The 13,257-nt window shown below is 37.3% G+C and carries 19 protein-coding genes; 3 read left to right on the top strand and 16 right to left on the bottom strand.

From position 1 onward, the window contains the following. Positions 1-33 precede the first annotated feature (33 nt). Genes ACOZIR_RS01650 through ACOZIR_RS01615 form a run of 8 tightly spaced genes read right to left on the bottom strand, consistent with a single transcriptional unit; the run spans position 34 to position 5,126 of the window. Positions 34-792: a class I SAM-dependent DNA methyltransferase gene (locus tag ACOZIR_RS01650; RefSeq protein WP_045292090.1), complete on the bottom strand. Its 759-nt coding sequence runs from the start codon at positions 790-792 to the stop codon at positions 34-36. Then, positions 789-1,142 carry a ribosome silencing factor gene (gene rsfS / locus ACOZIR_RS01645; RefSeq protein ID WP_013085071.1) on the bottom strand — a complete coding sequence of 118 codons (354 nt, stop codon included), beginning with the start codon at positions 1,140-1,142 and terminating at the stop codon, positions 789-791. Before rsfS ends, ACOZIR_RS01650 begins: the two co-directional genes overlap by 4 nt. Then, positions 1,135-1,707, bottom strand: coding sequence for a bis(5'-nucleosyl)-tetraphosphatase (symmetrical) YqeK (yqeK, locus tag ACOZIR_RS01640; protein WP_045292091.1), 573 nt, complete (start codon positions 1,705-1,707; stop codon positions 1,135-1,137). The genes rsfS and yqeK overlap by 8 nt, the downstream gene beginning before the upstream one ends. After that, on the bottom strand, positions 1,694-2,266 hold the full coding sequence (locus ACOZIR_RS01635; protein ID WP_310878998.1) for a nicotinate-nucleotide adenylyltransferase: 573 nt from the start codon (positions 2,264-2,266) through the stop codon (positions 1,694-1,696). Before ACOZIR_RS01635 ends, yqeK begins: the two co-directional genes overlap by 14 nt. A gap of 60 nt (positions 2,267-2,326) precedes the next feature. Continuing rightward, on the bottom strand, positions 2,327-2,626 hold the full coding sequence (gene yhbY, locus ACOZIR_RS01630) for a ribosome assembly RNA-binding protein YhbY (RefSeq protein ID WP_013059260.1): 300 nt from the start codon (positions 2,624-2,626) through the stop codon (positions 2,327-2,329). A gap of 18 nt (positions 2,627-2,644) precedes the next feature. Continuing rightward, positions 2,645-3,484: a shikimate dehydrogenase gene (aroE, locus tag ACOZIR_RS01625; RefSeq protein ID WP_080890170.1), complete on the bottom strand. Its 840-nt coding sequence runs from the start codon at positions 3,482-3,484 to the stop codon at positions 2,645-2,647. A 19-nt stretch (positions 3,485-3,503) separates the two neighbouring features. Further along, positions 3,504-4,610, bottom strand: coding sequence for a ribosome biogenesis GTPase YqeH (gene yqeH / locus ACOZIR_RS01620; RefSeq protein ID WP_028411666.1), 1,107 nt, complete (start codon positions 4,608-4,610; stop codon positions 3,504-3,506). Between the two features lie 3 nt (positions 4,611-4,613). Further along, a complete protein-coding gene (locus ACOZIR_RS01615) occupies positions 4,614-5,126 on the bottom strand; it encodes a YqeG family HAD IIIA-type phosphatase (protein ID WP_013059263.1) in 513 nt (170 codons plus the stop codon). Between the two features lie 549 nt (positions 5,127-5,675). Between ACOZIR_RS01615 and ACOZIR_RS01610 the strand changes: the two genes are divergently transcribed. Next, positions 5,676-5,816, top strand: coding sequence for a sporulation histidine kinase inhibitor Sda (locus ACOZIR_RS01610; RefSeq protein ID WP_013059264.1), 141 nt, complete (start codon positions 5,676-5,678; stop codon positions 5,814-5,816). Between the two features lie 76 nt (positions 5,817-5,892). Here the strand turns inward: ACOZIR_RS01610 and ACOZIR_RS01605 are convergent, their stop codons facing one another. Continuing rightward, entirely contained in the window at positions 5,893-6,675 is a 783-nt protein-coding gene (locus ACOZIR_RS01605; RefSeq protein ID WP_310879000.1) for a phosphatidylserine decarboxylase, read from the bottom strand. Between the two features lie 114 nt (positions 6,676-6,789). Between ACOZIR_RS01605 and pssA the strand changes: the two genes are divergently transcribed. Next, a complete protein-coding gene (gene pssA, locus ACOZIR_RS01600) occupies positions 6,790-7,329 on the top strand; it encodes a CDP-diacylglycerol--serine O-phosphatidyltransferase (protein ID WP_013059266.1) in 540 nt (179 codons plus the stop codon). 175 nt (positions 7,330-7,504) lie between these two features. Here the strand turns inward: pssA and ACOZIR_RS01595 are convergent, their stop codons facing one another. Further along, positions 7,505-7,654: a hypothetical protein gene (locus ACOZIR_RS01595; RefSeq protein ID WP_169746663.1), complete on the bottom strand. Its 150-nt coding sequence runs from the start codon at positions 7,652-7,654 to the stop codon at positions 7,505-7,507. A gap of 216 nt (positions 7,655-7,870) precedes the next feature. Between ACOZIR_RS01595 and sigK the strand changes: the two genes are divergently transcribed. Continuing rightward, on the top strand, positions 7,871-8,599 hold the full coding sequence (sigK, locus tag ACOZIR_RS01590) for an RNA polymerase sporulation sigma factor SigK (protein ID WP_013059268.1): 729 nt from the start codon (positions 7,871-7,873) through the stop codon (positions 8,597-8,599). A gap of 170 nt (positions 8,600-8,769) precedes the next feature. Here the strand turns inward: sigK and ACOZIR_RS01585 are convergent, their stop codons facing one another. From ACOZIR_RS01585 to ACOZIR_RS01560, 6 genes are all read right to left on the bottom strand, one after another. After that, the gene (locus ACOZIR_RS01585) at positions 8,770-8,910 is read right to left on the bottom strand and encodes a YrzI family small protein (RefSeq protein WP_014458165.1); all 141 of its coding nucleotides are present in this window, start codon (positions 8,908-8,910) and stop codon (positions 8,770-8,772) included. A gap of 387 nt (positions 8,911-9,297) precedes the next feature. After that, the gene (locus ACOZIR_RS01580) at positions 9,298-9,528 is read right to left on the bottom strand and encodes a YrhC family protein (RefSeq protein ID WP_045292097.1); all 231 of its coding nucleotides are present in this window, start codon (positions 9,526-9,528) and stop codon (positions 9,298-9,300) included. Positions 9,529-9,609: 81 nt separating this feature from the next. Next, a complete protein-coding gene (locus ACOZIR_RS01575; RefSeq protein ID WP_328120120.1) occupies positions 9,610-10,743 on the bottom strand; it encodes a bifunctional cystathionine gamma-lyase/homocysteine desulfhydrase in 1,134 nt (377 codons plus the stop codon). Position 10,744: 1 nt separating this feature from the next. Continuing rightward, the gene (locus tag ACOZIR_RS01570; protein ID WP_328120119.1) at positions 10,745-11,668 is read right to left on the bottom strand and encodes a PLP-dependent cysteine synthase family protein; all 924 of its coding nucleotides are present in this window, start codon (positions 11,666-11,668) and stop codon (positions 10,745-10,747) included. A gap of 143 nt (positions 11,669-11,811) precedes the next feature. Next, positions 11,812-12,507, bottom strand: a complete 696-nt coding sequence (gene mtnN, locus ACOZIR_RS01565; RefSeq protein WP_028411671.1) for a 5'-methylthioadenosine/S-adenosylhomocysteine nucleosidase — start codon at positions 12,505-12,507, stop codon at positions 11,812-11,814. Between the two features lie 17 nt (positions 12,508-12,524). Beyond that, positions 12,525-13,166, bottom strand: a complete 642-nt coding sequence (locus ACOZIR_RS01560; protein WP_013059274.1) for a class I SAM-dependent methyltransferase — start codon at positions 13,164-13,166, stop codon at positions 12,525-12,527. Positions 13,167-13,257 lie beyond the last annotated feature (91 nt).

The raw sequence follows: 13,257 nt of genomic DNA, 5'->3' as shown, positions 1-13,257 counted from the left end.
AGAAATCCTGCTTTGAAACAAAAAAAGAAGCCTCTACTCGGCTTCTTTTTTTTGCGCAGAGAAAAAGATGCGCTCACTGTTTGAAGTAGGCTTACTCATTTTGAAATCTGCACTTATTTCTATATTTATAAAACCAGCTTCGCTCAGCCATGAGTGATAATGGTCAATCGACCAAGTGCGCTGAGCATGCACTTCATCAAAGCGATGATATGCATCGATTTCTTCATCATAAGCAAAAAACGTAATGTCATGCTCTACGCGGAGATCTGCATCATTATAGGCGCAATTCCAAATATATGACACGTCTTCATCTACGTAAGAAAAAGATTGATTTCCAAATACGTCCTTCATCTTGTGCACTGAATGAACATCAAATATAAAGAGCCCACCTGGTTTTAAGTGTTTATATACACGTTGAATGGTCTCTTGAACTTCTTTATCACTTTGCAAATAGTTCAAAGAATCACAAAAAATCACTACACAGTCAAACTCTTTCAATAACTCAAGTTCCGCCATGTTTTGCTGAAAAAGAGATAGCGTTACCCCTGCTTCTGCTGCCTTTTCTTGAGCTACCATAAGCATGTTATCAGACAAATCAACACCTACTACGGAGAAACCTTCTTTTGCAAATCGAACAGAGAGTTCTCCTGTGCCGCAGGCAAGGTCTAATATACTGTCAGGCTTTGTTTTTGCTTTTGCCACCTGCTGATTAAAAAATTCAGCCCAATCGTCATACGGAACGTCTGCCATTAGCTGATCATATACGTAGGCAAATTCTCCGTACCTGCTCATAGCTGTAGCTCTTCTGAACTTACAAATGGTGCATCTCCCCATAAGCGTTCTAAGTTATAATATCCGCGCTCATCTTTATGGAAAATGTGAACCACAACATCTCCAAGATCAACAAGCACCCACTTAGCCTGCTCAAATCCTTCTAAACGCTTCACAGAAATGCCTTGTTCGTGTGCTTTTTCTTTAATTTCACGAGCGATTGCCTGCACTTGTTTATCTGAGTTACCGTGACAAATAACAAAATAATCTGCCACAAGTGAGATTCCTTCCATATTTAACGCTACGATATCGATTGCTTTTTTATCATCGGCTGCTTCTACAACAAGAGATAGCAATTCACGTTCAGTCATGTGTTTGACCTCCTAAGATTAAATCATTATATGTCATCATCGTATCGGGATAAACGGCCTGATGTTTGGTCATTAAAAAAGAAATGGTATTCTTTAATGATTGAATAAGTGCTGCATTTAAGTCGGTTTTAGCTAACTCCCGCACTTCATCAACACCTGGAAATCTCCTTCCAGGTTCAATGTAATCAGCAACGTACACAATTTTTTCAAGTAACGTCATGCCAGGTCTTCCGGATGTATGGTAAGCAATTGCATTCAATACTTCCTTATCCGTAATCCCTACTTCATTTCTCACTAAAAACGCGCCTACTGGAGCATGCCATAATTCGGTATTGTATTCCAATAAAGTAGGATTCATGTTTTGATCAATAATAATTTGCTTCATCTCTTCCTTTGGACGAAACTTGGCATAGTCATGAAAAATAGCAGCCAGCTCTGCTTTTTTTTCGTCTGCTTCAAAACGTTTAGCTAATTCAATTGCTGTTTCCATTACCCCGACAGTATGAATATAACGACGTTCTGTTAACTGTTTCTTTACGATTTCTAATGCCTCAGTTCGATTCATATAATTGATTCTCCTCGATATATTGTTTAACACCAGCAGGTATAAAATAACGAATGGTTTCTTTCTTTACTACTCGTTCGCGAATAAAGGAAGAGGAGACATCAAACTGCGGAACTTCTACTTCTTTTATCGGGTAAGGGGACGTAATGGTATACCCCGGACGCTTTACACCTACAAATGTAACCAAATTGACTAATTCATCAATTTCATACCACTTCGGCAAATATTCTACCATATCAGCACCAATGATGAAATGAAACTGATACGCTGGATATTTCTCTGTTAGTATTCTCATCGTATCATATGTATATGAAGGCTCTTTGCGCTCAAATTCAATCGGCTGCAGGGTAAATTGATCATGTTCTTCAACAGCTAGCTTTAGCATTTGTAAACGATGGTATGGCTCAATAGGCTCTTTGATTGTTTTATGAGGTGGAATATACGACGGCATGAACCATATCTCATCTAATTTCAAGGCATGCAAAACCTCATTTGCCATCATTAAATGCCCCAAATGAGGCGGATTGAATGTTCCACCTAAAATTCCAATACTCTTCAACAATCCCCGACTCCTTTAATTTACTTCATTTTTAAATAGAGCGGGTTTCCCCGCTCTATTTCATTTCACTTTTGGAAGCATTAACTGCTTATTTTCGCGTGATTCTTTATATAACACAATTGTATTTCCAATCACTTGTACAAGCTCTGCTTTTGTTCCTTTTGTTAATCGAGCAGCAACCGTGTCACGATCTTCATCACAGTTTTGCAGAATGCTTACTTTTAATAATTCTCTTGCTTCTAATGCATCAGCAATTTGACCAATCATATTTTCATTGACTCCACCTTTTCCTACTTGGAAAATTGGATTTAAATGATGTGCTTTTGAACGTAAAAAACGTTTTTGTTTACCTGTTAACATAAAAACCTCCGTTGTATCTTATCTCTTAGTTAGTGTTGAAAGAACAATGTGTTCCATTGCCTCTTCGTCAGGACGGACGTTCGTCCACTTTTCAAATGCAAGTGCACCTTGCAGTACAAACATACCGACACCGTTATGAGTGCCTGCCCCTTTTGCTTCAGCCTCTTCCAAAAGCTTTGTTTTTAAAGGGTTGTAAATAATATCGCTGACTACCGCTGCTTTTTGCAATAAAGTAAGTGCTAAAGGCAGCTCATCAACGTTAGGATACATCCCCACCGAAGTGGTATTAATAATAATATCGAATGTATCTAGTTGTTTTTCCGCATCAGAAATAGACATCGCCGCCGTTTTCGTCGAAAAAGGCAGCTCGTTAGCTAGTAAAGCTGCTTTTTCGACGGTACGATTGCATATCGCAATTACATCGGGAGCGTGCTGAGCTGCAATTGTATAAAAAATAGCTTTTGCAGCTCCTCCAGCTCCAATAATTAAAATTCTTTTTTGGGATAAGCCGCCTTCTACTGCTTTGAGTAAAGAAGTCACATATCCCTCTCCGTCGGTATTGTATCCAATATAACGACCATCTTGATTAACAACTGTATTTACAGCGCCAATTGCCTTTGCTAATGGATCGACTTCATCCAAATGATTCATAATATCAACTTTATACGGAATCGTGACATTAAATCCTTGAATATTTTTATCTTTTAGCTCTCCAATAGCTGACTCAAAATGAACAGGTTCAATCGGAAAAGCCTCATAGTGCGCATCCATGTTCAGACGTTTAAAGGCATCATTTTGCATCAATGGCGATAGTGAATGCCCAAGCGGATAACCAACTAGCCCATATAATGTACTCAAGATTTTTTCCCCTTTTTGTTTAAATTAAAGAATCGCGCACAAATACGCCGACTCCTTTTGGTGCATGCGCCACAACTTTTGAACCTGACTCATTAACCGTCACCCAGCCAAGCCCTGAAAAAACAATATCCGTTTTTTCATTTTTTATTGTAAATTCATGTGCAACAAGTTCAGGAAACTCACTCATTTGCTCTGGGCGCGGCGGCTGAAGCAGTTCACCTGCTTGCTTTTCATACAACTCATCTGCTTTTTCAAGCTTTGTACGATGGATATGCAAATCATTCGATACGTAACATGTTAATGACTTGCGGCCTCCCTGTACATAATCTAAGCGCGCTAGTCCTCCAAAGTATAACGTTTGCCCTTCGTTTAGCTGATAAACCTTCGGCTTTATTTCTTTTTTAGGAGAAATTAACTTTAAGTCTCGTTTATCTACATAGTGAGCCATTTGATGGTGATTAATAATGCCAGGCGTATCATATAAAGACGCGCCGTTATCAAGCGGAATATCAATCATATCCAGCGTTGTTCCCGGATATTGAGATGTAGTAATAATATCTTTTTCTCCCGTTACTTCTTTAATAATGGCATTAATAAATGTCGATTTACCAACGTTTGTACATCCAACAACATATACATCTTTACCTTCGCGATAATGTTCAATAGCTTCGGCAATTTCTCGAATTCCTTGTCCTTTTTGCGCGCTCATGAGGAACACATCCACTGATTTTAGCCCAAGCTCTTTCGCTTCTCGCTTCATCCAATGAATTAGTTTATTTTTCTTTATAGACTTTGGCAGTAAATCTGCTTTATTTCCCACTAAAAGAACCTTGTTATTGCCAACAAATCGATGCAAACCAGGTAACCAGCTGCCGTTAAAGTCAAATATATCTACAACTTTTACAACCAAACCGTCCGTTTGACCAATTCCATTTAAGATTTTTAAAAAATCATCGTCGGTTAAGGAAACATCTTGTACTTCATTATAATGCTTCAAGCGAAAGCATCGCTGGCAAATAATAGCTTCTTTTTCTAATGCTGATTTTGGAGCGTAGCCAAGTTCATTCGGTCGTTCTGTTTGAATCTCCACTCCGCATCCTACGCACTGTATTTTTTCTTCACTCACGTTTTAATCCTCCCAGTTAATCATACCTTTTCGTTTCATCCAACCTAGAATTCTTCGTTCCATTTTACGGTTAAATTTCGTTACAAATCCATCTGTTTGCGCAACTGGTACAACCAAAACCGTATATACGCCTAGGCGATTTCCTCCTAATACATCCGTTAAAAGCTGGTCGCCAATGACCACAACCTCATCTTTTTGCAGCTCCATATCACGAAGAGCTCTTCTAAATGCTTTACGCATCGGTTTGCGTGCTTTATATACAAATGGAAGTCCAACTGGATCTGAAAACAGCTTGACTCGTTTCTCCACATTATTCGATACAATCGTGATTTTAATTCCACTATCTTTCATTAACTGAAACCACTCAATTAATTCCGGAGTGGCATCAGGGCGATCCCATTCCACCAACGTGTTATCTAAGTCGGTAATAATTCCTTTTATGCCGCGCTCTTTCAAATCGTCTGGCTTAATTTGAAACACGTTTTTCACATGTTCATTTGGTAAAAAAAGTTTCAACACGTATCATGCACCTCGAATATATAGTTACATACTAAAATTAACGCCGTCTATCATTATAACGACTTCTTGTTATTTTCCAACCTAAAATTTTATTCTCTTCAAAAACAGGTCTTTTCTTAGTATAAAGGATATGCCTTGTGAATGCTTTAACTTTATACAGAAAGTTATTGACAAAAGGTAGTAAACCTCCATTTGTTCGTGGGCTTACGATATATTCACTCTTTGCAAACTTAAAATAAAAAATAGTGCAGAAAACGTTTATTACTTATCAAATAGGGTAAGTGGTAAACAAATTCTGTTAAAAGTTTTCGACAAAAAATGATAAGCCCAACTATGTGGATAAGTTTATACACATTATCCTCTGTTATAGTTCAGCAATTAATGGTAATTATAAACAACATACCCACATTTTATCCACCGAAAGCTGTGGATAACAGAACGATTGTTCCTTTATTTGATTCATGTTAGATTATAAATAAGGAATTTATTAGCATTTAAATATAACTTTTTAGGATATTTATTTTAGTAGGAGGTGGCGGCAATCTTATGAGAAAATTATCAGATGAGCTGCTTATTGAATCATACAGCAAAGCAACCGAACTGCAATTAAGCCCTGATTTTATAAAATTAATTGAAGAGGAAATTGAAAGAAGATCATTAAAGATTAGCATACAAATTCCTTCTTAACGAATAAAAGAGCCTTCTTAATAAAAGAAAGCTGCATCTTCATTTATCATCTATCTACTCTTTTATTATATAGGCTCTATTTTTTCAAATGAGCAATTGGTTCTCCATACTTTACATAAGAACCTGAGTGAACGTTAGAATCAAAAGTGATTGAGTTCTTCTCAAATAATAAAATGACAGTCGAACCAAACGTGAAGTAAGCCATTTCTTCCCCTTTTTCGACTACTTCTTTTTTAGAAACCGCTTCAATGCTGTTGATAAACATGGCTCCTACTTTTACCATCAGCATGTGACCATTTTCAAATGTTAACTCCGTGAGCTTCCGGAAATTTTTCACCAGCGGTTCTTTCCCGTACTTGATTCCTAATGAATTTACTGGATAAGACTTTTGTCCAACGGTCCACGTATTCCCTATTTGGGCTTTAAGCGGACTGTGAATGCGATGATAGTCTTTGGGACTAAGATAGAGGATAATAAACTGTCCTTCTATATATTTTTCAAGAATGAGATCATTTGAAACCATTTCCTGTATAGAATAAGGTTTGTTTTTTACAATCATTTCTTTTTGAGGCGTAATGACTCCATATGCTTCTATCTTTGCATCTACAGGACTGACAACGCTGTCTTTCTGCTGATCGACCGGACGGGCAGAAGGATCTAAACGGCGAATAAATAGCTCGTGTAAGTTTTGATAATGATGCAGAGGCTTGTCCATTTCTTCTTTATTTACTTTAAAAACTTTTGTATAGGATGGTATAACAAACCGACTCCATTTAGAGAAAGTGAATTTTCGAATGAGCTTCGATGATCCTTTGTGATTCGTAAGCTCAATAAACGTTCGATACAGGTGCTGCAACAATAATTTTACCTCCACATACTGAATAGTTCTTTACTAGACTAAGGTTTGCGTCTACAATGAAATTACCATTATTTTTACCTTTAGTTCATTCCATCCTTTAAAGGAGTGAGGAAATTGTTTTTATTAGACTATCTAGATCATACAATTAAAAAGCTGAGATCCCAAGCGGCAAACTCCTTAACGATTGTTAATTTAAGTTTAGGAAGCTTTGCTATTTTATTTGTCATGAAAAATGAATTGAACTTAAGTTTATTACTAATTTTTTTAGCAGCGTTAGCAGACCGATTCGACGGCATGGTAGCCAGAAAGCTGCAAATTGAATCTGAACTTGGAAAACAACTGGACTCCATGTGCGATATTATATCATTTGGCATCGCTCCAGCTCTACTACTTTATCAAAGTATTTTGTCTCACTTTGGTGCTGCAGGTTCAATTGTTACCATCTGTTACATTGCTTGCGGAGCGCTTCGTCTTGCCCGCTTTAACATCACAGAAAATACTGGGTATTTTACAGGGCTCCCTATTACCGCAGCAGGTTGTTTATTAACTCTTAGCTACCTGGGCGTCCCTTATTTACCTTCACACTTTTATATGTTTTTGATTATCGTACTCGCTTGCTTGATGATTAGTACTTTCAAGCTAAAAAAAGTATAGAGCTCCATTTACTTTTGCAGAAGAATATTATCGTCTTGCTACTTTTCCTAATTATAGAATAAATCATCTTCTTTAAGAAACAAAGCGAAAATTCCTTAAGAATTCTTAAAAATGAATGGTTCTATTCGGTAGGATATGTCACCTAAAAAAACTCATGCACACGCATGAGTTTTTTTTAATACCAGCAGCTAAAAAACCAATAGAAGCTTCCGAAAATTAATAACAGGACAAATAGAACAATCAACAATCCAAGTCCCCAGCCGAAGCCTCCTCCACATGGGTAAGCTGGATAATTAGGATAACAGCAGCTTCCGTAACCGTACATACTCTCCCTCCTTACACTATGAACTACTACTAGCGTATGTACATACTTTTTCCCTGTATAGGCTGGTAACTATCTCTAAAGAAAAATCTGTGGACTTTTTCAAACTCTCTTGTCCCCGGGGGGAATTTTAAACGTACAGGCAAAGACATCCTTCTTTTTACATATAGTGTAATGTTAGTCTCTCACAAGTTGATATCCCCTTATGGAGGTGAAGAGATGTCTGCATTATTTACCGCACTAGGCTATTTCTTTAAAGAATTGGTTTTCCTTGTTTCCTACGTAAAAAACAATGCGTTTCCTCAACCCTTGTCTGCTGCTGAAGAAAAGAGATATTTATCTTTAATGGAACAAGGAGATCAAGAAGCGCGAAATCTTCTTATTGAACACAATCTCCGACTCGTTGCGCATATTGTTAAAAAGTTTGAAAATACGGGAGAGGATGCGGAAGATTTAATTTCAATTGGGACAATCGGTTTAATTAAAGCAATCGAAAGTTATTCTCAAGGAAAAGGCACAAAATTAGCTACTTATGCCGCGCGCTGTATTGAAAATGAAATATTGATGCACCTGCGAGCGCTCAAAAAAACAAAAAAAGATGTGTCGCTGCATGATCCAATTGGCCAGGATAAAGAAGGAAATGAAATCAGTTTGATTGATGTATTAAAATCAGAATCAGACGATGTAATTGATATGATTCAACTAAATATGGAATTAGAAAAAATAAAAGAATACATCGATATCCTCGATGATCGAGAAAAGGAAGTAATTGTTGGCCGCTTCGGTTTGGATCTGCAGGATGAAAAAACCCAGCGAGAAATTGCAAAAGAATTAAATATTTCAAGAAGTTATGTTTCGCGAATTGAAAAGCGAGCGCTGATGAAAATGTTTCACGAATTTTATAGAGCCGAAAAAGAGAAAAAAAAGAGCGGAAAGAAGGAGAATTAATCCTTCTTTCCGCTCTTTTTTTAAAATAATTTCCAAATGATAATCCGCAGCAAACACATCATTACTCCCCCTACTAGTCATTTAGGTGGAATCTTTCTCCACAAGCAGCCATACAACGATATATCCTTTTTGATTAATCATCATTCATCCACTCCTTTCCACTGTTCAAATTAGAAATGACGATAAAATTCATACTTGCGGTCTTTTATTTCTTCTTCTAATTGTCTTACATACTGTTCATGCTTAATTTCTTCCTCTGAGTATTGACGGGACTTTATGGTAATAGTTAAAAAGAAAATATTCAGTGTCATTACAATCACCTCCTTATAAAAAAAACCACAGTTATGCATAAGCATCCTGTGGCTGAAAAAAAATAAAAACCACAGGGCTACTATTCGCACCTGTGGTGAATTGACGTGTTTTAACGATCAAGGTAAGAAAGTTACTTGATACAGGAACACGGCCGAATAGTATACGTATATAGACGATTTTTGAACATAGCCCAAACTGAATGATCCATACCTGATAAACGTCTTAACATATGACTCGACCTCCTTTTAATAAAGTATTTTCCTTACAATGGTAATTATATCCACGAACTTATAAAAAGTAAACTGTTTTTTTGAAAAATAGGGAATTTTTTTATTTTTTTAACCCTCATAAAAAAAAGACGATGAATAATCGCCTTTTTGTATCTATTATTCTTTTTCTTTCATTAATTCTTTTTTTAGTTTTTTAGTTTGATAACTAAAATAAAAAGCAAGGGTGGTAAAAAGAATAACGATCGCTTCCATTATTCCAAGCTGCATATCACTTTTTTCACCTTGGCCAATCATAACACCAATATACAAGAATGTACTTACGGCTAGAAGGACGTAAATAAAGCGGCTGTAATCTTCAATTTTTGCTTTGATGTGTTGAGCTTTCATACAATCACCTTCTCAGTAGAATGTTATATCTCTACTCTATCATAGATCTATAGGTCTATAAAAATCCTATTTTTACCACCTTTATTTCAATGCTCTTTCTAAGTCTTCAATTAAATCTTCTACATCTTCAAGACCTACAGAAATACGAATTAATCCATCTGTAATTCCTAGCTCTTTACGTCGGTCGCTCGGTATAGAAGCATGGGTCATTTTGGAAGGAATGGAAATAAGACTTTCGATGGCTCCTAAACTTTCTGCTAATGTAAAATACTTCACTTTGCTCAGCACTCGTTCCGCTTTCTCTTCGCTTCCCACATCAAATGAAACCATTCCGCCAAAACCTCTTGCTTGCTTTTTAGCAATGAGGTGGTTCGGGTGGTTTTTTAACCCTGGATAATATACTTTTGCCACAGCAGGATGAGCAAGTAAAAATTCTACTATTTTCCTAGTGTTGAATTCATGTTCTTCCATTCGTATTCCTAATGTTTTAATCCCCCTCATTAAAAGCCAAGAATCCTGAGGTCCTAAAATGCCTCCAGTCGCATTTTGAATAAAATGAAGGTCTTCAGCTAATTTAGGCGAATTCACAACTGCTATCCCTGCTACAACGTCACTGTGGCCCCCTAAATACTTAGTTGCACTGTGCAGAACAATATCCGCTCCTTTTTCGATAGGATTTTGCCAATACGGCGTACTGAATGTGTTATCAACGATGGTAAGTAAATGGTGTTGTTTAGCTACTGAAGAAGCATGCTGCAAGTCAGTAATTTTTAGAAGAGGATTCGTTGGAGTTTCAATAAAAATGGCTTTTGTGTTAAGACGAATTTCTTTCTCGATATTTTGGATATCGCTTGTATCAATAAAAGTAGCCTCAATGCCGATACGGCTTAGTACCTTTGTGATCACTCGATACGTTCCTCCGTATACGTCATCTGTAATTAACACATGATCTCCGCTGTTAAACAGCATGAACACGGCAGTAGTAGCGGCCATACCAGATCCAAACGCAAACCCAGCATATCCTCCTTCAATTTCTTTGATAAGTTCTTCTAGGGCATGACGTGTAGGGTTACCGGTTCTCGAATACTCATATCCCGTATGTTTTCCCGCTCCCTCTTGTTTATAAGTACTCACTTGATAAATAGGAACAGAGACAGCACCCGTCTGTTCATCGCCAACAATTCCACCATGAATCAACTGTGTTTTACGTTTCATCTTATCTTCCTCCACTGTAAATATTTTTACTTAAGTACCGTTCACTGCTATCCGGAAAAATCGTGACGATATGAGCCCCTTTTTCTGCATTTTTTGCTTCGATCAGGGCTGCTTCAAAGGCTGCTCCTGAAGAGCTACCTACTAGTAACCCCTCTTTTAAAGCCAGCTCTTTCACTCTTTGAAAAGCATAAACATCTTCAACAGTATGAATAGCATTAAAATAAGATCGCTCCATATAATCAGGGATGAACTCCATTCCAATTCCTTCAGTTAAGTGAGGACCGGATTTCCCCCCGTTTAAAATTGAACCTTCTGGCTCCACGATGACTGTTTTTAGAGAAGGATTTTTTTCTTTCAAAAATTGCGCTGTACCCATAAATGTTCCCCCTGTACCTGCTCCAGCTACAAACACGTCAACTTTTCCATCAAGCTGTTCATATATTTCTGGCCCTAAGGTTTTATAATAAGTCATAGGGTTGGCCGGATTAGCAAACTGTTGAGGACAATAAGAACCAGGGATTTCACGCAGCAGCTCTTGAGCTTTGTTTATAGCACCTTTCATACCAGCTTCAGTAGGCGTTTGAACCACCGTTGCCCCCAAAGCCTTCATAAGCTGCTGTTTTTCAATACTGAATTTTTCTGGAACACATAGTATGACGTTTATTTCGTACTGAAGAGCAGCTAAAGCCAGCCCGATCCCCGTATTCCCAGCAGTAGGCTCAACCAGCGTTCCGCCTCGCTTCAGTCTTCCAGAGCCAAGAGCTTCTTGCAGCAGTTCTTTTCCTAAACGATCTTTTACACTTCCTCCTGGATTAACATATTCCAGCTTGGCAAATATCCTGATTTCCCTAGGTAAATCAAATTGTGTAATCTCAATCATAGGTGTGTTTCCAATCAATTCATGAACGTTTTTGACTACCTTCATAATCTTGAACACCTCGCTATCGAAATAATATAACTTAACCTATAAATAAAGTAGGAATTAAGATAAAAATATAGTCTACACCCCATGTTATGACAAACGATGCAGAGTGTAGACGAAAACAAACTCTATATTTTATGAACAGCTTATTTTAATTTTGTAATAAAATTCAATACTAATTTCGTTGAATTAACAGCTGCTTTTTCTAAAAATTGCTCAAAAGAAACATTTGATTCTTTGCCGGCGATGTCAGAAAGAGCACGAAGAATAACAAACGGTACGCCAAATTGATAGCATACTTGAGCAACAGCCGCTGCTTCCATTTCAGCTGCATAAAGGTCTGGAAACTTAGAGCGAACAAACTCTACGCGCACAGGATCGTTCATGAACGAATCTCCTGTAGCAATTAATCCTTTTACAATTTTCATATCCGTTACTTCAAGAGCGCTTTCTTCAGCAAGACGAACTAGTTTTTCATCTGCTTTAAAAGCTGCAGGCAAGTTTGGCACTTGACCGTATTCATAGTTGAATACCGTTACATCTACATCATGATGACGAACTTCTGTTGAAATAACCGCGTCCCCTACGTTTAACTCTGGATGGAAACCGCCTGCTGATCCTGTGTTAATAACGTAATCAGGTTTGAACTTCTCTAGTAAGATGGCTGTAGATAACGCCGCATTTACTTTTCCAATACCTGATTTTAATAATACAACCTCCACGCCGCTGATTGTTCCTGTTGAGTATTCACATCCTGCGATTACTGTTTCTTGACGATTCTCAATTTTATCGCGTAAAATCGTCACTTCTTCTTCCATTGCTCCAATGATTGCTACTTTCATTTTAAAACCTCTTTCTACTATTGTTTCGTTGCCTCCAATACCCACACAAAGTGATTAAATTGTGTAAAGGTTATGTGAAAACCATTGCTTTCAAAGATTTGCTTTAAGACAGGGATCGTTGTATAGTATTCCCTCTCTAGATCTTCTGCTAGTTGCGTATACCCTTTTTGTTTTGCCTGAACAATGGTATCAGCAAATGAATCCGCTGTTTCAAACATTGTATCGGCAAACACTATTTTACCACCGGTTTGAAGTAACTTTCCATAGTTTATCACAGCTTCTTCTTTTTCTTTATCTGTTAAATGATGAAATGCATACGTACTAACTAAGCTCTCTGCTGGAAACAACGATGTATCAAACTGTAAAAAGTCTCCCGGTGTGACTAAAACATCTGCTCCTAATTTCTGGTGTGCCAATTGTCTCATTGGAACTGACGGCTCAATTCCTACTACCGTAAGTTCTTTTTCTAAAAGTTTTTTTGTTAAGTTTCCAGTGCCTGTTCCAAATTCTATCACATGCCCTATTGAACGGTCTGCTACATATTCTAAGATTTCATTATAATTGCGAAACACTTCTCTATACTGTTCATCTTTCCCGCTTACCGATGCATCATACTCATTCGCCCACTTTTCAAAGATATCTAAAAACTCTAGCCCCATAAAAAACGCCTCCTCATAACTAATAATTCTTATGGATATAGTATGTTTTTAGTCATCGTTTGTTCTTCATTTACAAATATTTTAAGCTTTT

The sequence above is a fragment of the Priestia sp. D3YE.R1 genome, from assembly GCF_049199565.1.
In the GTDB taxonomy this organism is placed as follows: Bacteria; Bacillota; Bacilli; order Bacillales; family Bacillaceae_H; genus Priestia; species Priestia aryabhattai.
Note: the sequence above shows the minus strand (reverse complement) of the source record. Positions and strands in the feature narration are given on the sequence as shown.